Origin of the sequence: Psychrobacter luti, from assembly GCF_014192115.1 — a bacterium.
GTDB lineage: Bacteria > Pseudomonadota > Gammaproteobacteria > Pseudomonadales > Moraxellaceae > Psychrobacter > Psychrobacter luti.
This window is the reverse complement of sequence record NZ_JACHXL010000001.1, coordinates 400,832-423,175: the sequence shown is the minus strand read 5'-3', so window position 1 is coordinate 423,175 and position 22,344 is coordinate 400,832. Positions and strand designations below refer to the sequence as shown.

The window sequence follows — 22,344 nt, the reverse complement described above, 5'->3', positions numbered from 1 at the left end:
GATTCAGTGCATTTTTGTTTTTATTAATAGTGTTTTTACCAATCTTTTACCAAGGTATAGACTCACCTGCCCAATCGACAAAACTTCCAGATTGGGCAGCGCTCATACTATCAAGCACTTCCAATAAACGCTCGGCGCTATAGGCTGGCGAGAACAGCTTTTCGTCAGCCACATTGCCTTGAAAAGGTGAAGATAACTGGGTATCGACGGTACCTGGCTGCATGACTACCACGCAGACATCCTTTAAAGACCGACTCCATTCAATGCTCAAATTCTTCATACCCATATTTAGTGCCGCTTTACTCATACGGTAGCTATACCAACCACCCAACTGATTGTCACTAATACTACCGACACGAGCCGATATGGTCGCAAAAATTGCGGGCTTGTCAGTACTACGTTCAGCTTTTGCGAGTAATGGCTTGATATGCTTAGCAATCAGCAAACCTGCTAAGGCATTTATTTGCATACTCTGCAAAAAGAAGCCCGTCTCCAGTTGTCGTAATGCTTTTTCTGGTTGATTGCTTGTTGTATGTAATAAGCCCACACAGTTAATCACCCAATCTATATGAGTGGTGTGCTGCTTAATATCAGCAATGGCTTGTTCGATACTACCCTCATCGCTCACATCCATCGATATCCAATACAAGTTATCTGCTGCAAAGTCAGGCTGACTTTTATGATAAGTGACATATACCTTTCCATCGCTTTGTTCGTTAGCAATCCGTTGTAATAGCTCTTTAACAATCGCCTGACCAATCCCACCGGTGCCGCCAATGACTAAATAATTTTTCTGCTTCACAAGATTTTCCTTATTGCTATCTGCATTATTATCTTTTGCTAACCTGCATTCATTTTGGCGCATTTACTTTACATTTACTATGACAAAACGCTAAGAATAATAGAAGTTATCGCCGCGCTATATGAGCTACAATAATCAATGATGGATAGAATACTCAACATTTTTAAGCAAGCATTGACATAATAAAATAAAAATTATGCTTTTTAACCAACGCTTTTATAGGGATATCATCGCACTATGTTATCACCCCAAGACCAATTAACTGAGCTAGTACGTACGCTTGAGACGCAGCAGCATGTCTTTGCTACTGACCCACTACTGATTACCGAAAAGCTGCAAGGTGAGGATGGAAAACCTATCCAAAAACTGCATCGCCGCGCCTCGCGTATCGATAGTAACGGTGCGCTGGCACGTGTGCTCGGTAAGATTGACGGGCGCATAAAGGGCATCATGGTGGTCATGAGCGTGGTGTGGTGCATCTCAGGGTTTTTGGGATTGTTTACCCTACTGCAGACCAATGTGGTTAATTTCTTTTATGTGCTGGTCTGTCTGCTTGGCTTCCATACCATTATGCTTTTAGGCTGGCTAGTCATGACTTTGATTAATCAAGGCAAGCAGTCGTCAAATTGGTTTGCCAGTTTTGTCAGTCCTAGCTATTTGATACGTGGCAAAGATGATGTGACCCAAGCAGCAGTCACTCTGTACGAGCGTCAATTACAGCATAGCGGTATGCGTTGGTATTTGGGGCGATTTAGCCATCAATTATGGCTCGCTACATTAACCGGTATGCTGCTGGCGATTGTGTTTTTATTGATTGTGCGTCAGTACAGTTTTAGCTGGGAGTCGACACTACTGTCTGATCAGGCATTGATTACTTTGACTCAGGTACTTGGTTGGTTGCCAAGCATGGTAGGGTTTGGCGTGCCAGACAGTACCGCTATTATTCAGAGTCGTTTGGTAACCGATGCGATGCCGCTGTCTGTTGCGCGGCAATGGGCAGGGTTATTGGTTGGTAGTTTGCTGATGTACGGTATTGTACCTAGAGCAATTGCTTGGGCTTTTTGCGCACTGATGTTCCGTCGTAAAAAGATGCGTTTGGATATCAAGCAGCCTTATTATCAAAAGATTTTGAATTTTTGGCAGCGTCATGTGGTTGATGCTGATGATTTTAAAGAAGCGCCTGCTCCTATCGCTCCAAAAGCAACGATTAGTACTGGCAAAAAATTGGTTGCTTTACTCGAATACCCATCAGAGCAGGATAACTGGTGGCTTGAGGGTCTTGATGCCAATATTAATGATAATAGTGAGATAGAGGATTTCGGTATCGTTGATGATCGCGATGATATGAATCGCTTGACAAGCTATCTTGATAAGCACCCAGTTCAGGTGTTATTAGGTATTCACAGTAAAGCACTGCCTGACCGTGGCACTCTGCGTAAGCTTGATCGTATCGCAGAACATGCTACAGATGGGCTAATCGTACAACTGCTGAGTGATAACAGTTTGGCTAGAGATTCTTTACAGACGATACCGAACCAAGATACTCGTTATCAACAATGGCAAACCGCGCTTTCTGCGCGAAAAATTGGTCTGGTGGACACTAAGTAGCATTATGCCCTTAGCTTTACTCAATAGCTTTTATACAAATGATATGGAAACATAAGATGGATAATAATAAGACCAATGGCCAGCCCGTCGGCCTATTTGCCGACAAAGCATTAAAAGACAACCCTAGCCGCAATTTAGTGAATTCAGAGGTAGCGCCGACATCTACTGAGACTAACTATCCTGAAAGTAATAATACCGATACCAATGATTTAACTGATGATCCCGAAAATCTGACAGCGCGCTCTGGTAAAAAAGCAACCATAGCCAGTGGTGCAGCACTTAAACTAGCGGTCGTCGGTCATACCAATACAGGAAAGACTTCTATCCTGCGTACCCTATTGCGTGATGTCTATTTTGGTGAAGTCAAAAACGAGGCTGCAACCACACGCCATGTGGAGCAAGCCAAGCTAACAGATAACCAAACCGGTGAAGATTTGGTCATACTCTATGATACCCCGGGTCTAGAAGACGCCTCAGGGCTAATGGATTGGTTAGAAGACAATACTGCCAGTCGCCGTGATGGTATTGAGCGTTTACAGCAGTTTTTGGCAGCAGACATTGCCCAGGGCGGTGATGGGTTAAGTAGCAATGAGGACTACAGCCAAGAAGCCAAAGTGATCCGTCAGTTGCTGGCAAGTGATATGGCCATTTATGTCGTCGATGCGCGTGAGCCAGTACTCGGTAAATATAAAGATGAGCTGGCTATTTTATCTTGGGCCGCGATACCTGTTATGCCGGTATTTAACTTCACTGACGCTCAAGATGCCAATATAGATGACTGGCAAACGATGCTGGCAAGACGTAATCTGCATATCTCGACGCGCTTTGATTCTGTTGCTTTTGAATTTAACGATGAAATGCGTCTATGGCAGAATTTAGCCACCATGCTCACCCACTCTGAAATGCTTGAGCAACTGATGACGCGTCGTACAGAGAATTGGGCGCAGTTGTATGATGAGGCCAATATCATCATTGCGGACTTTTTGTTAAATGTCGCCGCTTTCGTCCATGAGATTAATGAAGATGATGACCCAATGCCCGTATTGGAACAAATGCAAGAAGCTGTGAGGCAAAGTGAACGGGCGATGCAGCACAACCTGCTCAATTTATATAAGTTCTATGATAATGCAGTGGCAGCTACCCCACTTGAATTACAAGCGTATCAGCAAGACCCTTTTGACCCTGAGCTTCTCAAAAGCTATGGTATTCGTACAACATCTGGCGCGGCAGCAGGCGCGTTACTAGGATTGGGTATTGATGCGGCAGCACTTGGCACGACATTGGGATTGGGTGCCGCAATAGGTGGTATCGCAGGTGGGCTATTGTCTAATACCAGTAGTATCGCCGATAGAATCACTGGGGTAAAACGTTTGTATATAGACCCTGCTACATTGACCTTGCTCGCCACGCGCGCGATTGACTTGCTCACTGCGCTACGTCACCGTGGTCATGCAGCAACTGATGCCACCCAACTGATATATAATGGCGCGAAAAATGACGCTGACATGTCAAAAATATCAAATAACGACAATGAAGATAACTTAGTGACGCCATGGCCGACCCATAAACTGCCAAGTGAACTCAAAAAAGCCCGTGGCAAACCTCAATGGTCATCACTCAGTAGTGGTAAATCTGAACAAGCTCAGCTATTACGAGCAGATATGGCATGGTCGCTGGCAAGTAAGCTACAGTCATATAAACCTGAATAATGATAGCCAAAGCCAAGCTTGACTAAAGTGGTAGATATGGTTGTTTAATGAGATGGGTGTAATAATGCACTTAAGGCGTCTGTACCGCGTACGTCCGTTTGTTGCAGATATATTGGATATAGCGGGTACTTGGGAAAGGTTTGTTCAATATCTTGCATCAATTGTTGTTGGCGCTCAGCACGATGCTGCCAAAACGCATCAGACTGGGTCGGTTCTATCAACTGATTGATAACGATTGCGGCTGGCATAAGCTTACTGTCTTCTAACTGCTCTATCGCTCGCTTTGTTTCAGCCAGTGGCAATACATCAGCAGTCATAACCAATACAATCGCAGTTTGGCTACGGTCATGCAGCAATATTCCTGCCTGACGAAACAGCTGTTTGCGTTTTTCTAGTACAGATACTGCTTGCTCCCAGCGGTCGGTCTTTTTTGCGGCAAACGGATTGGCTAAATCATTTTTATTATTGTCTTGTTTATGACTGCCTAAATGATCAGCTACAGAGCGCAGTTTTGCTTGCCTTCGCTGCTGCGATAGCAATCCATCTGTCCATGCCCCCATCATCTCAGGCAGCACTAGCAAGCGCAGTGTATGCCCTGTCGGTGCCGTATCAAAAATAACGTGCTCATAGCCGGCATCTGCTGCCGCAACCAAGTGCTGACACATGGATTCGAGCATGGCGGCTTCTTGTGCGCCAGGTGCTGATTTTGATAGCCGTAGATGCTCGCGAATTTTTGGCATCATGTCTGGGTTTGCATAGGAGGTAATGGTGCGTTCAACTTGAGCAAAATGCTCATCGACGATGATATCAGGGTTTAGTTCAATAGCGTCCAAATAAGGGGTTACGACTGTTTTTTGGTTTTTGAGCGGGACGTTTAACACATCACCCAAACTATGGGCAGGATCGGTTGAGATAATCAGTGTCTTTTTTTGCTGCTTGGCATAATAGCTGGCAAGTGCGGCGGCAGTGGTGGTTTTACCGACACCGCCCTTGCCGCCGATAAATATAATCGGCTGTGTTGCCAGTTGCTCTACCAAGGCGGGTAAAGGGTGTAATGCCATACTTGTATCTCATTTTAATTAATTCAAAGAAAACTAGCAGCAACCTACATGATCAAATGGGCATCTATCCATACCCATACGTGTATGCCATTCATGGAAGTTTTCTAAAAATAACGGTTGCAACTCTAACGTATAAAAGCTGGCTGGATTATCGATACCTAAGCTTTCCGCAAACATGAGTAGCATGAAAAAATCTTCCTCATCACGCGCGGCGCGTGCCATCGTTTGACGATAAGGCGCATGATAAAACTCGTTTAGCCCTGCCGCAAATCTTTGCCACCATGGCTCAATATTTCTTATAGGTTTTGTGATATCCCTGTTTTCCATGATCACTCTTCTTTTTCGGATGCTTATTATCTATCATGCCTATATGAGACAAAAAACGCCAGCAATTGCTGCTAGCGTTTTGTCTGACATTTCATTAATTATTTAGCAGGATTTAGAGGTTACTTTTGCCTCTGTGTATCGACCATTCTTTGCGCAGTACCGATAAGCTCTCAAACGTCACTAAGATTGTGGCTATCAAGATAATGATATCCATAATAATAAGCAGCCAATTACCATCATTGAAAAAGGTTTTTAGCTGAATCAATAACGCAAAAACCGTCATGACCAGTAAGAACGATAAGGGCCCTAAGGTATACCATACTGGTCTGCCTTTACGTAACAAGATGACTGTGACAATCATCAAGGTTAATGCAGCCATTAGCTGATTTGTCGTGCCAAATAGCGGCCAGATAATCATACCACCAGCGCCATCGATGCCACCAGCACCAAAGGCTAACAACAAACAGCTACCAACAGCAAGGAATGTTGCCACCACACTCTTATTTAGAACAGGCAGTTTATAAATCTCACCAAATTCTTGGAAGATATAACGTTGCAGACGTACCCCAGTATCCATCGTAGTACCAGCGAATAAGGCTGCCATTACTGTCAGCATCGTTTGTGATAAAACCATATCAATGCCAACACCTGCATTCAATATGGTTGCACCGCCATCGATAAAGGCACCAATAGAGCCGTCGCCAAATTTTTGATAAACCGCTTGCCAGTCACCAAGGGTTGCAAAGCCCGCAGTTGCCGCAAGTATCGCACCAAGCGCCAACATGCCCTCACCCATGGCACCGAAGTAACCAACGAAACGTACATCTTCTTCTTTATCAATCTGCTTAGACGTCGTACCCGTTGCCACCAAACCATGAAAGCCTGAAATTGCACCACAAGCAATGGTCACAAACAATAAAGGCAGCATAGATGGCGTGCCGATTGGCAATGCGGTGTTTATCGCTGGCGCGACAATATTAGGAGTCGCAATAAAGATGGCGGCGTATAATAAAATCAGACCGACAAATAACTGTAAGCCATTGATGTAATCGCGTGGCTGTAAAAGCATCCAAACCGGTAACAAAGAAGCGATTGCTGCATAGAAAAATAAAATAATAATCCAAACAGCATTGTCAGGTAAACCTAAGAATGTCTCAGGTAATACGATAGGAAACATAGGACCAAGATAGATAAGCCCATATAAAGCCGTGACCCCAATGATTGACACCCAAACCAGATTCATCTTATAGCGATAAATACACTGACCGATGATAAAGGCGACTATCAAAGCACCCCAAACTGGCAGCACAGCGGACGGGGTTTTTATCATCATATTAGCAATAGCGACGCCGAATACCGCATTTACCATTAGCAATAATAAAAAGATGACGATCATCATCAAACTACGTACACGTGTACCCATGACGGTACCGGCAATCGAGCCAATCGACTGACCTCGATTGCGCATACTTGCCCAAATGGCGGACATGTCGTGAACACCCGCCATAAAAATCGTGCCCAATACCACCCAAATGATGGCAGGTACCCAGCCCCAAATAACCGCAATGGCAGGACCAATAATCGGTGCTGCCCCTGCGACTGAAGTAAAATGATGCCCCCATAACACGTATTTATTAGTGGGAATATAATCTACCCCATCTTTCATGGTATGCGCTGGCGTGGGGATACTATTATCCAATGCCAAGATTTTAGTGGCGATAAATTTTGAGTAAAACAGATAACCGCAAAGCATAGCGGCAACAGCAAACAATAGCACGATTGCACTATTCATCTTATCTCTCCCTAGACAAGTTGTAGATAGCCTTATGAGTTCAAGCTTTTTAATTTAGAATATAAAAAATATGCTAGATTAGTGGGCGGTGAGCGACTCAGATCACCCGTTATTAGGCAAATACCAGCATCTTCCCCATATTATTACTGACAAACAAAGCATTGTATTTTAAGATTGAGGCACTTCACTAACAAGTAGCAAGCACCGTGGATCTTTTCTTAGTATTCTTTTTAAATAGTAACTGATTTGATGAGGGATGTAACGTTTATAAGACGTTAAAAACAACAAATAAGGGAGTTAGAATGACACACTATTTTGGATTCGTACCTTCAGATAAATTGAAAGCTTTGATTATTGAGGCAGAGCAAATCGTTGAATCAAACGAAAAAGTAGACTATTACCCGTATCGTGACGCCCTGACCCATCAAACGGCGCGTGACCTAACGGATAAGCTATTGGTTGGATTGGTAGATATTATTCCAAACCCTGAACGCCAGGCCTCTATGCGTAAAATCGTTAGCACCATCGAGCGTGCGACGGATACCCTACTCAATATCCTATTGGGTAAAGAGAACAATGAAGAGGTGATGCCAAGCTTTCATTTTTTAAGGGATCAAGCGACATTCATTGATAACGAAGGCGTCAAGCGCATCGGATTTAAATTATCAGAGGCAGATGCTAAAACTATTGATGCCGGCTTTGCGGCGATTACACCTGAGCACGTTGATAGAGTGGTATTTAAGAAAGCACTTGAGACGGTAAATGAAGAGACTTTAACGCATTTTATCAGTCGCTATGCTGAAACCTTAAAATTGGGCATGATTAAACGCAAGTCTGTGCCAATGGCGAAGGCAGCTATTGATAAAGGCATGTCTATGGCATTAAACAAGCTATTACCGGACCTTCCTGATAGCTCTTTGAACCGTTTGGCCAATTATTATCGTCCTTTTGTCGTAAAAAAGCCTGAATAACGAATATTAGATTTTTATTAAGAATGTAGTGTTGGGCAAATTTGCTAAAATTTGCTAAAATAGGCGGCACTTTTATCGAAGGCGCAACTCATGACCCAAATCAGTAATCAAGAAATCGAAAAAACCCTGCGCAACTCAGAGTGTCTTATCAGTAGTATCGAAGTAGCCGCTGCTTATGAGCGCCTTGCCGCCCAGCTAAACCTACATTATGCTGGTTTAAATCCAATTGTTATGGTCGTTATGAACGGTGGACTTATCCCAGCCGGTCAACTACTGACGCACCTGACTTTTTACCATCGCATGCATTATATCCATGCCTCACGCTATCGCGATAATGAAGGTACCAATGAGCTTGATTGGAAGTTTAAGCCTGATGTCAGTATTGAGGGCGAACACGTCTTGTTGATTGATGATATTTTTGACGAAGGCATTACCCTCAAAGCTATCGTAGAAGAACTGAGTAAAGAGAAACCTTTGTCTATCGAGTCTTGTGTGTTGCTAAATAAAGAGCACGATCGCAAGGTTGCAGACTTTGACGTCGATTTTGTGGGTATTAATGTCGCAGACCGTTATGTCTATGGCTGTGGTATGGATTTTCATGGTTACTTGCGCCATTTGCCTGGTATCTATGCCATTAAAGAAGACAAAATCTAAATCTGAAAATTCAAGTTTAGAAAAGCATCCTATATCGGATGCTTTTTTTTGCGCTATTTTCTTACCTTTCTATAACCTTAAACGAACTAATAATCTTAAACGGCAGAATCAACCACCTACTCTAGCAGTTTTTCAAACTGTAAGCTCAGTCCAGTTTGACGCATCGTTGGTGTTGATAATGCAGAGGTCAATGCCGAGGCGGTGCTAAAAATAGAAACTTGTTTTTTAGCGCGTGTGACAGCGGTATAAATTAACTCTTGGCTTAATAAGCGTGCATTATTATCATCAAAGCTAATTGCTACATGGTCAAATTCCGACCCTTGTGATTTATGAATGGTCATCGCATACGCAGTCGCAATCATCTCATCACTTAGCATATTGATATTTACACCCTGCTTTTTGTTCTCAAAAAACACCTGTAGTCGCCCTTTTTCTACTTGCAGGCAGATACCGATATCACCGTTAAATAGCCCTAGCTCATAATTATTTTGTAATACCATGACTGGACGACCGTGATACCAAGGTGATTTGGAAAGAGGTAGCTTTAACTGAGTCTTATGCTGCTCGCTCAGATAATTATTGATGTAATGGTCACCGCAGCGGCCATGATGCCCAGCCGTTAAAACTCGAAAACGATTAAGTAGCTCTATAAGCTCATCAAATTCAGTAAGATATTCCTTAGTTGGTATGGATTTCGCTATTTTAATCTTAGTTAGTATATTATTGGTTTGGTTGAAGTATTTGAGATAATTGTTAGACAGTATTTTGAGAAATTTATAATTGCTTAGGCTATTTTCTATCTTGTTATTAATTATGTTGCTGTTAGTTTCTTCATCATTACCCGCTGTCAGATAATAAAAACTTAATGCGTCATCCTTTTGGAGAAGCTGCCAAACAGCGTTCATATTTTTAGTACGGTTCTGACTCTTATCTGTTTGGTTAATCAGTTTAGCAAGCTTACCAATGCCTGAGTCCTCTTTAAACCGCCGACTGTCGATTAAACGTTGGTGCACGTCTTGTAGCGCCTCTATACGGCACAAATCTGCCAATACAGCCCCCGCATCGACCGCTGCTAGCTGATTGGCGTCACCAAGTAGTATCAGTCGCGCATTGGGCTTTATGGCGCTCACTAGATGATTGGCGAGCTCTACACCAAGCATCGAAGCTTCATCAACGATGACGATGTCTTCACTGAGTGGATTATCTTCATGGTAGCGTGGGCGCCCGCCCTGCCCGATGCCGAGCAAGCGATGTATGGTTTTCGCCTCTGGCAGTTGCATAGAGACACCTGCTTGCTGTATGGCATTCTGCAACGACTCTTGCATACGTTGTGCCGCCTTCCCTGTCGGAGCCGCTAATGCTAAATTGGCCTTTGACTCACTACCTTGCTCGTCTGCCGCTTGTTCTTGCTGTAGTGCCATGACTAATTGGGCAACCGTAAAAGTCTTGCCGGTCCCTGGCCCACCAGTAATAATACTAAATGCCGATCGATTGGCCATATGGATAGCATCTTGCTGCTCATCAATTAGCGACGAACTTAGTTTAATCGGTAGCTCAATAAGGTTTTGATTTTTAATACGCAGCACATGCTGCGCCAGAGCGAATTCTGCTTGCCAAGTACGATGCAGCCATAAGGTTATTTTCATGGATTGATTGTCTAAGTCCTCGTTTATCTGAAAGACAATCGGACTATTAATATCGTTTTTATCTTTTGTGTTGTTATTAAAAAGTGGGTGTTTATTTAATAAATCACTAAAATTGCTTAGGCTATTTTTTATTGAGTCAGTACTATTAGCTATACCTCTTAACGAATGATAAAGCTTCACGCAAGCTTTTCGGCGCTGATCTAATATGCGTTTGTCATAGGCTGACAGTGTGGATTGACGCATCGCTGTCTCCCATAATGACTCGTCTTCTAGCAACTCTACAGCCGATATTTCTGCCATATTTGTGCTAACGAATGCCGACCACAGTTGCTGTACTAAAGGTTGTAATAGCTGTTGCTGCCAAGCAAATAGCCCATTATCGGCATTCATAGCCTCACCGCTTGCGACGTTATCAAAAGTATCAAGCACTAAGACGGTATGCCCTTCCTCTAAACGCCGCACCAGCACTTCAAATAGTGTCTCAAACAACCAGTCTTGCATGTCACCAGACTTGTCTGAGGTATTGGGTTGTAGCTGACTTTGATAGGCAGTCTGCGTTTGTGCGCGGCGCTGCAATAAATACTGGCTAATCGTCGTCGCCCAACTATTGCCAGTGTCATCACCGACAGTATTTTGAGCGCTACTGGTTGCTTTTCCTGACTTGCTCACGCTGTTTATACTTTTAACGTCACTCATTATTTATCCATTTTTATCATTATTTTAAGATTGTTAATTTAAAAATCATAAAGCGCTAGGGCTACCAAACATCTCATCTAACGCTTTGACCAGCTCAAACGGTATTTGCCACTCGATCCGGCCATAATTCTGTGCACCTTGTGAGTCAATACCACGCAAGAATACATACTCTACTGCGCCTAAATACTGTGTTTCATTACCGACGTAATCCTTTAAACGCAAGCGTAAAAACCGATGCAAAGCGACTTGATAAATGGCGGCTTGCAACCAGTAGCCTGCTTTATTCATAGCGGCGCTTAGATTTTCGTTATTATAATTACTTAGGCTATTTCCTAAATAGTTACTTTTATAATCAACCACATAGTACTTGCCAGCGTACTCATAAACGAGGTCAATCTCACCGCGTAAGTACCGATAAATATTATTGGCATACTGCGGAGTGAGCTCAATATGCTTCTCTGGCTCATCAGACAAATAATGCGCAAAGATGTGGTTGATACCTTCAGGGGTAAAGTCTTCTGACAATCCCATGTTAAAGCCAAGCTCAGCGATACGGTTTTTAGGCGCTATTGCTTGTAAAGGCTGTCCGGAGGCTAATAGTGGAGCGGCCAATACATCTGCTACCCAAGCCATTAGCTCTTCATGAGCAACACCTAGCTGACTTGTCTCAGTCACATCGATATTGTCGGCATCAGGCTCGATAGGTAATGTCTTGCCTTGTTGTAATCGCTGCTGAGATCTAGCACTGGCATAACTGATTGGTAGCTGATACTGACGAATACTTTGATCAATAATAGCGGACCATTTGCTATTATCCGTAAAATCTATCTTTTCAAAAATCTCATGTAAAAATGTACCGGCATTTGCACCCCTCACAAAACGGAAGCGAATGTCGTCACTGAATACTAGATTGCTCTCATTACCATTTAATAAGCCCGTTTTACGCTCACCATCACTTTGAGACACCTGAGAATCAGAAGCCAGATGCATACTATCGGTTAGGTCTAAATCATCTTCTATAGCATCATCAAATATCGCTAATGCTTGACTCTTTTCACCAAGCTGACGCGATAGTGCGGTAAAGCTGGTCTTAGCCCAACCTTTAAACGAGTTTAGTTGTATCTGCGCATAAGCGCCTTGGTAATCGATACGTCGTGCTGTATCGGTAAGCGATATCGATTCAGCAACGTCAGATTTTTTGGCAGTCTTGCTCATATCGGTCAGCGTTTTAGCAATAGGCTCAATAGCGGCGTATTCTAGCCAGCCCACATAAGGCTGTAGTCTATCTGGTAATACAAACTTATGATCGGCACAACTTAGCCATTGTAGGCTTGGCTTACGCTCAGCATCAGTTTTGTTATAGCTATCTTTGAGCACCATATATAACTGTTCACTGGCACGCGTAAAGGCAACGTAGCCCAGTCGTCTGAGTTCTTCATAGTTTTCTGTCGTTTCAAACTGGGCATAATAGTCGGTTAGTTTTTCACCTTTGGCAGATTTACTATAGCGCTTGCCCTTACAGGCAGACAGGCGGCGTTCTGTCTTTTTTTCTTCTAATTCATGGTCATATAAAAACAAATTATGATTACTACGACCGCCCGCTTTAGGGCTAGCGCTATCCATACCGACAACATAGACAATCGGGAACTCGAGGCCTTTAGATTTATGAATGGTCATAAGCTGCACCCCTGACTCTGTCGGTAGTGGCTGCTGCTGCGCCCATTCTGGCGTACGGCTACTATTGATATTTTTCTTATACCAAGCGAGCAGCTCATGCTCACCGATATGCATACCATGCTGTGCTAAGATGTCGAGCAAATGACGCAAGTCCATCAAGTAGCGAGCACCGTCTTCTAGGTCAGCAAGCCCCACCCACACGTTTTGGCTCTTTGCTTGTCTATCGGATAACAAGCTATTTGCGCTAACCATAGGATTACGAGCAAACAAATAATGCAATGCCGATAAAATACCATTGTGCTGCCAATGCGAAGCCGCAGTCTTTAAATATAACTGGAAGTCTTGATAGCGTTGTTTTAATTCTGCTTGCTCGGTATCTGCTTTTCTGTCCGTTTGATCAATATTAGTATGAGCATCGCTTTCGTTTCTTTCATCGTCATCGAGCATCAAAGCTTGTACGTCATTGAGACTCATCTGATAAAAATTACTGGTCAATACGCGGTTAATGATGTCACGGCGATGCGGGCGCAGCATGGCTTCTAACAAAGCGGCTAAGTCAGCAGCGATAGGCGTATCAAAGACATTTTTTTCAGCGGTTTCTAGCGTTGGGACACCAAGCTTGCTGAGCATGTCTTCAACCTGCTTTAGCTCATGCTTACGACGACCCAGAACACCAATATCACTTGGCTTAATAGCTCGTCCTTCTATCGTTTGCTCACTTGCCAGCAATGCCGCGATATGCAACGCGGTAAGCTCAAATGCATTATGCTTGGCTTGTTTGTCATAGGGCAGATGAATCACACTAACAGGGCTATTAGATAAGATATCAGTATTTTCCGCTTGCGCCTTTACCTGCCCTTCTATAGACGTTTGCCATGAAAGTCGGGCGTTAGTATTGGCGGCGGTTATATGCTGGTAGTAGATACTCTTACCCAACTGCGCCAATTGACTGGCTTTATCAAAGCTTGCATCTTGCAATTCTGAAGTCGGTCTGCCAAACCAGTGGTTCAAGGCAGTAATCAAGCGCTCATTAGAGCGGCGATTGACATCAAGCGTCATAATCCTGTCTTTGGCAAACATGGACTTCATTGCATTATAATTGGCGACGTCACCACCACGAAACCCGTAAATCGCTTGTTTTGGATCACCAACGAGCAATAGGAAGCCGCGATTGTTACTCTGCTTCACACTATCATTACTCTTAGAAAGATAAATACGCTCAATCATGCGCGCCTGCTCACCATTGATATCTTGTGACTCATCAATCAACGCCACCGGATAATGATGGCGAATATAACGTGCAAGGCGTTCGCCTTGCTTACCTGACAATGCTTGGTTTAAGCGCACCATTTGTAGAGCAAAAGTGGTCTCACGACGCGCTTCTAATATTGATGGCAGTTTTTGGCGCACTTTTAGGGCGATGTCACGGTTAAGGTTTTCGACAAGCGCGTCAAGATACATCTCTATCTGATTGGCGTAATCACAGATTGTTTTTAAGGCTTGAATACTAGGTAAACTGATAAACGTTGCCCGCTCTTGTTCTTTATTAGCATTAAAACCTTTACCTCCTTCTTCTTTGGTTAAAAAAGCGAGAGGTAACGCATCATAAAACTTCTGTGTGTCCTCATCTAAATGCGCAAAAAACAAGGTGCCGCTTTTTTCGATAACAAACTGAATATGATAAATTCTATCAATTTTAGCACCAAGACCCGCGGTACCATGAAACCCTTGTGCCTTGCGATAGTCTTTGCTGAAATACGGCTCGACATCCTTTAAATCACAATTTTTAAACGTATCTAACGCTTGCTGATAAGCGCTAAAGTCTATCTCTGCTCCCATCTCAACATTCTCGATAGGCGTTGAGATAAATTGCATGGATTTTTGCGCGACGCCAATATGATCAGCAGGCGCAGTCAAACGATTGGTATGCTGCAATAACTGATAAATCTCGTGCTTTTGGTTAAACAGATAGCTGTGATGTGCGCGTACGGCATCATGAATGATGCTTTCTATCACTATTTGTTCTTGGTCGCTTATCTGCACGCCTTGTTGATACCCAGTTTCGGCACTATATTCAGATAGCCATTTTTGTGACAAACTATCCAAGGTACCAACAAACAGTTTATCTAATGTCGTTAGCACCAATGCACAGCGTCTCATGGCATCTGCTAATGGATAATCTTCGGTATGATCTAATAAATATATCAGCAGGTGGCTATTGATAGAATCTGCCATCAAGTCGGCGTTACCAGATAGCTTAGCCTTTTCTTCTAACCATTCTTTACGTGCCTGACGTTGCTCGGCACTAACTTTGTCATACGACTGCTCGTTCTTTAACGAGCTATTATCTGACGCTTCCGTATTAGTAATGTCTTTACTAATAAAAAGCTGCGGGTAAAGAATAGAATGCGTGCTTGGGTTAGCTTGGACGTTATTGAGCCATTGTAATAATTGATAAAAATCAACCAAGCGGTCATGGATACGTTGGCGCATCTCAGCAGCAGCGGCGCGAGTAAAAGTGGTGGCAATAATATGCTCAGGCGCACGTTTTGCTTCGATGAGTAGGCGCAAAACAATACCGGTCAAAGTCCACGTCTTACCAGTACCTGCTGAGGCCTCTATCAAATACTTACCGTTTAGCTTGATACGAATCGCAGGCGGCTCTTCTGGCTTATTAGCACTCTTTTCAATTAAATCACTAACTAAATTATAGGGGCTAGCATGACTATAATCATCATTATTAAAATCACTACTATAGCTATGACCGACATTATCTAAGCCATTAGCAGTATTGATAGCGTTGTTATATTGATCCATAAAAATCACTTGTTCAAAGTCGTACGATTAACATCATTATTATTCATTAGTCATGAAACGCTTAGCACTAAACGCCTTTATAAGGCTATTAGCGCTTCGTCCATTGCCGCAAATAAAGGCGCTGATAAGGCTGGCAGGGCGTCTTTTAACTTGGCAAAAACATCTTGTTTATAAAGAATATATTGCCATAGCTCATGCTGTGAGCAAGTGTCATAGATAATATCGCTGTTAAAGCTCGGCCATAACCAACTTTCAAAGTCACTACGCTTCGGCTGATAATCGGTATCTTTTGCTTTGGCTTCATTGAGCTTATCAAGGTAAGAAAGCGCATGAACTGGCAGCACCGTCATCGGTATCTTGCCAGCCATATGTGCAAACCTTATCCATTTAAGCAATTCTGCCAAAGCTGTATCATAAGCAATAGGCGCAAGCTCAAAGGTGGTTTTACCTTTAAACTTTTTATACTCATCGCTGCCTTTATTAAAGCGCCAAATACTCCTACCGTCACCAGCAGCAACTTGCGCGTCAGTGGTATGGCGTGCAACCTGCCAATAAACATGCGCCAACCAAAAGTGCAGTAAATATTGCGTACGTGCGCTATTGGGCCGAATATTTAACCACAGCTCAGGTGAAGATGACTGGTTTTGTGATTTATCAGGGTTAGGATCAAGGGTAGGATTATGATTAGCAACGGGCACCATACCTTTAATCTGTAATTTGCCCTGTGGATTTATATCTGGGGTCACAACCGTGGTCATGGTTTCCGCACAAGGACTTAGTAAGACTCTACTATTACTAGCACTACCATGAGCATCTATCCCTAATGACGATAGCTGATCGGCAAACTCTTGGCATTGCTGTTGCAGTTTAAGCTGCTGATACTGCAGCGTAGATTGCCGCGCTACACCAGCCGGCATGACTGGATCGTATAGTAGTTTGCTGAAAGGTTTCTTAGTCTGGCTACTGATACTTGCTTTATCATCTACCTCATCAGTAACGATATCGCTCTCTTTATTCAATTCATCGAGCAGCTGCGTATTCACGGCATAAGCGCTTAAACCTGATAATGACAAAGGCTCTTGATGCGCCATTTCATCTTCAGGTAAGACCACGTGTACCTGCTGCTCGCGTAAAAAATGCTTGGCAGGATGACGCACTTGGTAGTATAGCGACTGCATATCGACTTGGTTAATCTCAAACCGCTCATCTATACTCGCTACCGCGTCATATGGTGAAATTCTATTTAAAACAATACGTTGAGCAATATTTCTATAATCCTCGCTGCTAGGTAGATTAACCTTGATGGCTGGTAAGCTGGCGTCATCGTGAGTATGCAAGCGCTCAAACACCTCATGCCATACTTTGGCTGGAGCGTTGGTACTTTGTTGGTACAGCTTTTCCTTTTGCATAGCACGCGCCAGCAAGTCCATCAGTGCTTGCCCATCCTCTTGGCTAGCTGTTAGGTTATCTGAGTCAACGGCATCAGCCGCTGATTGCACAAATACTTCTTCGGCAAAGGGCAACGCGGGATGACGGGTCACTAACCACTGTTCAATCAGCTTGGGCAGATATCGCTGTACTTGCGCCGCCAATGCCGATTGTTCATCACCATTAGCAGTCATTAAAGATTTACTCTTAAGCTGCTCAGTTTTTAGCGGATCCCACTGCCATTGCACTTCACCTTGTAAAAACTGCAATAATTCACTCACCGGATTGGCAGGCAAGTGCTCATGAGCATCGGTCAAGCGCTGACCATTATAAAAAATCCAGCAGGCATTGCGCGCACACAGTAGTGCATCCAAAAACGCCCCATTATCATCATCTTCGCTAAACCTATCGCCGCGACGTGCCAGCCCAGATTTCATCAAATCATAACGGTTGTCACGGTCACGGTTGGGGAACTCAGCCAAATCCATATTCAGCATCACGACTAAACCAAATGGTACGTTACGCAATGCGCCAAAGCGTCCAAAGGTAATTACCCCTGTTGGCTCGGCACTAACCTGTTGGCTCTCTAACTCGTCTTCGATACTATCAAGCATAAAGCTCAGCTTTAATGGCAAATTGCTGACTTGCGATAATTTCGATTCTACTTGACTGGCTTCGAGTTGTAATGAGCTTGATAGATTCTCTGGCGTTTCATTGTCGACTGCCGTATGCGGCTGATTGTCGTTTTCGCTATGGTAGCGCTGATAATGACGGTTGGCACGTAGACTGCTCTTAAAGCCATTCATGGCATTAAAAATAGCGCGCATCGGGCGAGTTTGATCAAGGGCGCCAAAATACGGATGGATGATATGGTTCTCAATATTATTGAGCCATTTTTCGGCGTTATGACGGGCTTCAAACTCGTAACGGCAATGATGTAAGCCATTATAGACGCGGCATAAGGCTTCAATAATCGCCGCATCTGCCAAACTAATCGCTGACATAGGCACGGTTTTTTCCGCTAAAGCATTGTCTTGCCAGTTATCAGGATAGAGGCAATCACTAATCTGCGCCTCGGGCATGACTAAACCTAGTGCCACTTTATCTAACGCATGAGCAAAGCTAAACCGATAATCATAATCGTCCACGTCAAGCGTTTGCTGCAAATGCGCTTCATCAAAACCACGTACGAATCCTGCCTGCTCTAATAAATCACAGGCGCGACTCATCTGCTCATGCGTTAAGCCGAGACTTTCATATAGCGGAGGCAGCATCAACCAATCAAAAACTTCAGCCGCTTCAAAGCGAGCGCTCTCGCTCCCTAATAGGCCATAAAAACCCCGTATCGCCTCCCATAACTGGCGAATCGACTTATCGACGACACCGGTGACTTTAGCCGGTAGCGTCAGACCATCTTGCCCTTCGCCATTAACAAATACTGAGTTAATCAATTCATGATGACGATCGACATCAGGGAGTAATACCACGACATCAGACAGATGACGCGTGCTACCATCTTCGTTCGGCTCATTTAACCAACGTCCAATCATACCGCGTAACACTTCAAGCTGACGCTGCAAATTATGGCAAGAATGAATGCTTAGGCTATTATCATATTGCGATAATTGCCATTGGCGCGGCTGCTCATAGCGCTTGCCTTTTAAGCTATCGTCGCTATACCATGAGTTAGAATCATTATTATCGCTTAGGCTATTCTTATTAATAGTGTCTGCATTGTTTGAAGTGGTATTTGAATCATTCTGCATTTGCGTGCTCAGCGCAGCACTTAGACGCCCAGCGGTCGTTTGCTGCGTTGCGCTTTCATCCAGCATAAGGACATCTTGTTGCAGGTGCGCGAGTAGACTGAGCGGACGCTCGGCTTGTGCGTCAGTTGTAGGCTGATAGCCGACATCAAACTTATCTTGCCAATCAAGCTTAAAACCGTTTTTGTCTTCGTTACCCGATAGGCTTGCCAGCATGGCAAAGGTCTCACGCGACTGTTTGCCCAAACGCGATAATAGCGTGTGCCCATAATCTCGCAAAAATACACTTTCAGGGTTAATCACTTGCTGACGCTGCAGCCACTGTTTATCAACGATATCTGCCCAAAACAGTTGCGACGGATTGTAATGTAATAAAGTAATGTCCATGTAAGTGGACAAACGCTGTAAGAAATTCAACTCGTTCTGTGGTAATTGTTGAATGGTAAAAATATGTAACTGTGTTGGCAGTATCGCTTGTATATCTACCCCACTATCAGCCTTATCCTGCGCCATTATTTGCCAAAAGCGCGTCTCAATGGAAGCGCGATGCTGATACACCGAAGCAAACAATAACCGCCATAAGTGCCGCTGAGCGACTTCAAGCTCGGTATAATGCGCAACTAGCCATTCAGGTGTGCTACCAGCATACTTATCAAACTCCATGGTTAGCTTGTCTTTTTCAGCGACCAGTAGCTCGACATCAACTGCTTTATTATCAGACCATAAGGTCAGCCAGTCCTCACGGTGGGTCAAATAACGGCTAAATACCCGCGAAAAATCTGTCGCTAATGACCACAATCGCACATCTTGCTGACTACGATCGGCCTCTTCATCGAGTAACGCCGATAGCAGTGGATACAAAGGATGCTTATCATCGGCCATAATCTGTGCTTGATAATAGGTAAAGTAACCAAACAGCCGCCATTGCATCACAGCCCCAGTCAATACCGCAACCTCAGGCACCGTCACAATCTCTTGCGCGCGCTGATTGGCCTCAAGCCAGACATTGTGCTCAGCCAAGACCTTTTGCATCAAGGTCCACTGATATTGCCCCCAAAACTTGGTGGTTACCAAAGTACTGATACCTGCTTGACTGGCAATCGATTTGTCCAGCCAATCGCCCAGTACCATCGATGGCACAATAACAATAAACTCTTCAAAGATAGGCAGGTTTTTAGACTGATAAGCAGTCAGTAATTGCTCAACTAAGTGTTCGGTACGATGCGACTGAATAATAGTAAACATAAAGAATAGTCTGATTGAGTTGATAAGATGTATGCTAAAAGGATAAGTTATAGCCTCAAAGCACTATTTTGAACTGGCTATATATTTTTAATGCATATTGATAATTATTAAGAAACACACTAAAGGATACTCACTAATCTATGTTTCTAGGTCGTTACTGGACTGTATTTCTGCTAGCATACTGAGCGTAATCTAATAAATAGCCGTATAGAAATGACAGCAACGATTGACAACTAGCGACTTATTAACAATAAGCGTGAGAAATTGTAAAATAAGCGGATATTAGTGTGCCATTGATACTGGTTATTTACCAGTCTATTCATTATGGCAGAAACAGTCTGCGACAATCAGTGTCGTGCTACTATACCGCTTAATTTGTTGGAAGATTATTTATCTGTAAGACAAGATATTTTAATTGATTGTCTTATGTCACTGTTTGCCGTTGTTGATACTTCACTCTTTAATCATTTTTTATATTGACGAGATACTATAACACTATGCCTTTGCGTCCCATTGATGCCATCTTCGTTCATCCTAAACGACGTTTATATGTTGTATACTATCGCGGTGAGCTGTGGGCACTGCCGCGCATGAAAATTGATGATAGGTCATGGCAAAACAGACAGCCCTATACCGATGATAGCAGCTCGCTTTATTTAAGCATTCATCAAGCGATTAGTGACCCTGTGCTCGCCCAAAAACTACGTACTCTGAATTTACCAGCGGCGGTTCGGGGCAGTACGTTACCACGCTTTGAGGCATGGTGGGAGACAAATGGTTTTAAATGGCTCAAAGATAAGCTTGCGACAGGTGAATCGCCTCTAGCCGCACACCAAACGGTAGCGCCTAAAATAGCAGTGGCAAAAGCGATTGACAAGCAGACGGTTTTCCCTTCAAACTACCAACCTGCGTCACTAAATGACACTAGCACCATTAAACAAAAAAGTAACGAGCAAATAGCTGTTTCAGTAGAAGCGACAGATATTTTTGCTGATATGCTGGCAGATTTGGCGGACGAAGTGTTAAATCAGCACGATTAAATCTGCTACCATTCGTTATTCATTTTAATCATTGATTACTTTAACCAAAAGAAGAGCGGTAACTTATGAAAGACTACAAGCTGCTATTAGCCGGGCTTATTTTACTGCTGCTGATTATTTTTATCGCTATCTTTACTTGGTTATGGACCAGTAACCGTAAAAACATGGATCCTCTGCCTATTATGGCAAATGATAAGGATGCATCAACGGCGGCGGCAGATGATGAGAACGCCATTGCCAAAAGCACCTTGCATATACAAGCAGAAGACAATATAAAAGTGCCTTTAGATGCTATTATCACAAGCTTTCAATCACGTTATCCGCATGTGCAAGTGGTGACAAGCTACGTCTCTGCCGCAGCCCTCCTAACGCTATCTGACAGTGAATTTTCCGACAGTCATCGCACTGACGATGAGCGTGCATCCTATGTTGTGAATACCGATATAATTATTGCTAATAGTAAGCTGTCAAAAGAGCGTCTATCCCCACTGCAAGAACAATTAAAAGCGGCTCAAGATAAGTACAATCAAAGCAAAGTAAATAATAGCGCTCAAGAGGAAACAGCGGAGGATGGTCTTAATGAAAACAATGAGACTGATACTGAAGTGGCAACTCAAGCTAAAAGTGACAATACCGATACACGCAGCCTTATCTCATTTAGCTATGCGTTACAAGATACGCAAGCAGTAGATGGTGTTGTATTAACGCAAAACCCTGCTGCTATTAACTTTAGAAACTTTTTGCTTTCAAGTGCCGGACAAGATATCTTAAGTCAGCATGATTATAACAATATCGATGGCTATAAGAACGATATGGATAATTTATTCAAACCCAGCTCAAGCGCCAAACAAGCGACAGGCGAGCTGAAAGTAGATGTCGCCGACGCGCTTAGCAATGGTAAGTGAGTATAAAGCCCGCTGCTAAATGATTACTCATTGCTTTTATAATTGGATTTTTCTACAATAGCACTCCATTATGCGCTTATAGCTCAACAGGATAGAGCAGTTGCCTCCTAAGCGATCGATCGGGGTTCGAGTCCCTGTAAGCGCACCATCGAATACAAAAAAACCTTGTAGCGTAAAGCATACAAGGTTTTTTTACGTCTATA

The 22,344-nt window shown here is 43.5% G+C and carries 13 protein-coding genes and 1 tRNA gene; 7 read left to right on the top strand and 7 right to left on the bottom strand.

Annotation, left to right across the window (positions count from 1 at the left end):
- Positions 1–46: 46 nt before the first annotated feature.
- Entirely contained in the window at positions 47–802 is a 756-nt protein-coding gene (locus FHS24_RS01685; protein WP_201599006.1) for an SDR family oxidoreductase, read from the bottom strand.
- Between the two features lie 237 nt (positions 803–1,039).
- Between FHS24_RS01685 and FHS24_RS01680 the strand changes: the two genes are divergently transcribed.
- A complete protein-coding gene (locus tag FHS24_RS01680) occupies positions 1,040–2,410 on the top strand; it encodes a DUF2868 domain-containing protein (protein WP_183618191.1) in 1,371 nt (456 codons plus the stop codon).
- A gap of 56 nt (positions 2,411–2,466) precedes the next feature.
- Positions 2,467–4,119 carry a DUF3482 domain-containing protein gene (locus FHS24_RS01675; protein WP_183618189.1) on the top strand — a complete coding sequence of 551 codons (1,653 nt, stop codon included), beginning with the start codon at positions 2,467–2,469 and terminating at the stop codon, positions 4,117–4,119.
- Between the two features lie 44 nt (positions 4,120–4,163).
- Here the strand turns inward: FHS24_RS01675 and FHS24_RS01670 are convergent, their stop codons facing one another.
- From FHS24_RS01670 to FHS24_RS01660, 3 genes are all read right to left on the bottom strand, one after another.
- Positions 4,164–5,180, bottom strand: coding sequence for an ArsA family ATPase (locus FHS24_RS01670; RefSeq protein ID WP_183618187.1), 1,017 nt, complete (start codon positions 5,178–5,180; stop codon positions 4,164–4,166).
- Positions 5,181–5,213: 33 nt separating this feature from the next.
- Positions 5,214–5,507 (bottom strand): cory-CC-star protein, encoded by a 294-nt coding sequence (locus FHS24_RS01665; protein WP_183618185.1) that lies wholly within the window; start codon positions 5,505–5,507, stop codon positions 5,214–5,216.
- A gap of 112 nt (positions 5,508–5,619) precedes the next feature.
- The gene (locus tag FHS24_RS01660) at positions 5,620–7,299 is read right to left on the bottom strand and encodes a carbon starvation CstA family protein (RefSeq protein WP_183618183.1); all 1,680 of its coding nucleotides are present in this window, start codon (positions 7,297–7,299) and stop codon (positions 5,620–5,622) included.
- A 302-nt stretch (positions 7,300–7,601) separates the two neighbouring features.
- On the opposite strand from FHS24_RS01660, the gene FHS24_RS01655 reads away from it, so the two are divergent.
- Positions 7,602–8,270, top strand: coding sequence for a hypothetical protein (locus tag FHS24_RS01655; protein WP_183618181.1), 669 nt, complete (start codon positions 7,602–7,604; stop codon positions 8,268–8,270).
- 90 nt (positions 8,271–8,360) lie between these two features.
- Positions 8,361–8,924 (top strand): hypoxanthine-guanine phosphoribosyltransferase, encoded by a 564-nt coding sequence (locus tag FHS24_RS01650; RefSeq protein WP_183618179.1) that lies wholly within the window; start codon positions 8,361–8,363, stop codon positions 8,922–8,924.
- A 116-nt stretch (positions 8,925–9,040) separates the two neighbouring features.
- Here FHS24_RS01650 and recD read toward each other — a convergent pair whose 3' ends face one another.
- From recD to FHS24_RS01635, 3 genes are all read right to left on the bottom strand, one after another.
- Complete coding sequence (gene recD, locus FHS24_RS01645) at positions 9,041–11,266, bottom strand: exodeoxyribonuclease V subunit alpha (protein ID WP_183618177.1); 2,226 nt, start codon at positions 11,264–11,266, stop codon at positions 9,041–9,043.
- A 45-nt stretch (positions 11,267–11,311) separates the two neighbouring features.
- A complete protein-coding gene (locus tag FHS24_RS01640; protein ID WP_183618175.1) occupies positions 11,312–15,760 on the bottom strand; it encodes a UvrD-helicase domain-containing protein in 4,449 nt (1,482 codons plus the stop codon).
- Positions 15,761–15,837: 77 nt separating this feature from the next.
- On the bottom strand, positions 15,838–20,196 hold the full coding sequence (locus FHS24_RS01635) for an exodeoxyribonuclease V subunit gamma (RefSeq protein WP_183618173.1): 4,359 nt from the start codon (positions 20,194–20,196) through the stop codon (positions 15,838–15,840).
- Positions 20,197–20,693: 497 nt separating this feature from the next.
- Between FHS24_RS01635 and FHS24_RS01630 the strand changes: the two genes are divergently transcribed.
- The 3 genes from FHS24_RS01630 to FHS24_RS01620 all read left to right on the top strand — a co-directional run bounded on the left by FHS24_RS01630 (position 20,694) and on the right by FHS24_RS01620 (position 22,289).
- Positions 20,694–21,236 (top strand): hypothetical protein, encoded by a 543-nt coding sequence (locus FHS24_RS01630; RefSeq protein ID WP_183618171.1) that lies wholly within the window; start codon positions 20,694–20,696, stop codon positions 21,234–21,236.
- Positions 21,237–21,301: 65 nt separating this feature from the next.
- Positions 21,302–22,141, top strand: coding sequence for a hypothetical protein (locus FHS24_RS01625; protein WP_183618169.1), 840 nt, complete (start codon positions 21,302–21,304; stop codon positions 22,139–22,141).
- Between the two features lie 72 nt (positions 22,142–22,213).
- Positions 22,214–22,289, top strand: a tRNA-Arg gene (locus tag FHS24_RS01620).
- Positions 22,290–22,344: the final 55 nt, after the last annotated feature.

Bases quoted from the DNA above. Each gene is read 5' to 3' on its own strand.
- FHS24_RS01640 (WP_183618175.1), bottom strand. From the start codon at position 15,760: ATGGATCAATATAACAACGCTATCAATACTGCTAATGGCTTAGATAAT.
- recD (WP_183618177.1), bottom strand. From the start codon at position 11,266: ATGAGTGACGTTAAAAGTATAAACAGCGTGAGCAAGTCAGGAAAAGCA.
- FHS24_RS01665 (WP_183618185.1), bottom strand. From the start codon at position 5,507: ATGGAAAACAGGGATATCACAAAACCTATAAGAAATATTGAGCCATGG.
- FHS24_RS01655 (WP_183618181.1), top strand. From the start codon at position 7,602: ATGACACACTATTTTGGATTCGTACCTTCAGATAAATTGAAAGCTTTG.
- FHS24_RS01670 (WP_183618187.1), bottom strand. From the start codon at position 5,180: ATGGCATTACACCCTTTACCCGCCTTGGTAGAGCAACTGGCAACACAG.
- FHS24_RS01660 (WP_183618183.1), bottom strand. From the start codon at position 7,299: ATGAATAGTGCAATCGTGCTATTGTTTGCTGTTGCCGCTATGCTTTGC.
- FHS24_RS01635 (WP_183618173.1), bottom strand. From the start codon at position 20,196: ATGTTTACTATTATTCAGTCGCATCGTACCGAACACTTAGTTGAGCAA.
- FHS24_RS01680 (WP_183618191.1), top strand. From the start codon at position 1,040: ATGTTATCACCCCAAGACCAATTAACTGAGCTAGTACGTACGCTTGAG.
- FHS24_RS01625 (WP_183618169.1), top strand. From the start codon at position 21,302: ATGAAAGACTACAAGCTGCTATTAGCCGGGCTTATTTTACTGCTGCTG.
- FHS24_RS01650 (WP_183618179.1), top strand. From the start codon at position 8,361: ATGACCCAAATCAGTAATCAAGAAATCGAAAAAACCCTGCGCAACTCA.
- FHS24_RS01675 (WP_183618189.1), top strand. From the start codon at position 2,467: ATGGATAATAATAAGACCAATGGCCAGCCCGTCGGCCTATTTGCCGAC.
- FHS24_RS01630 (WP_183618171.1), top strand. From the start codon at position 20,694: ATGCCTTTGCGTCCCATTGATGCCATCTTCGTTCATCCTAAACGACGT.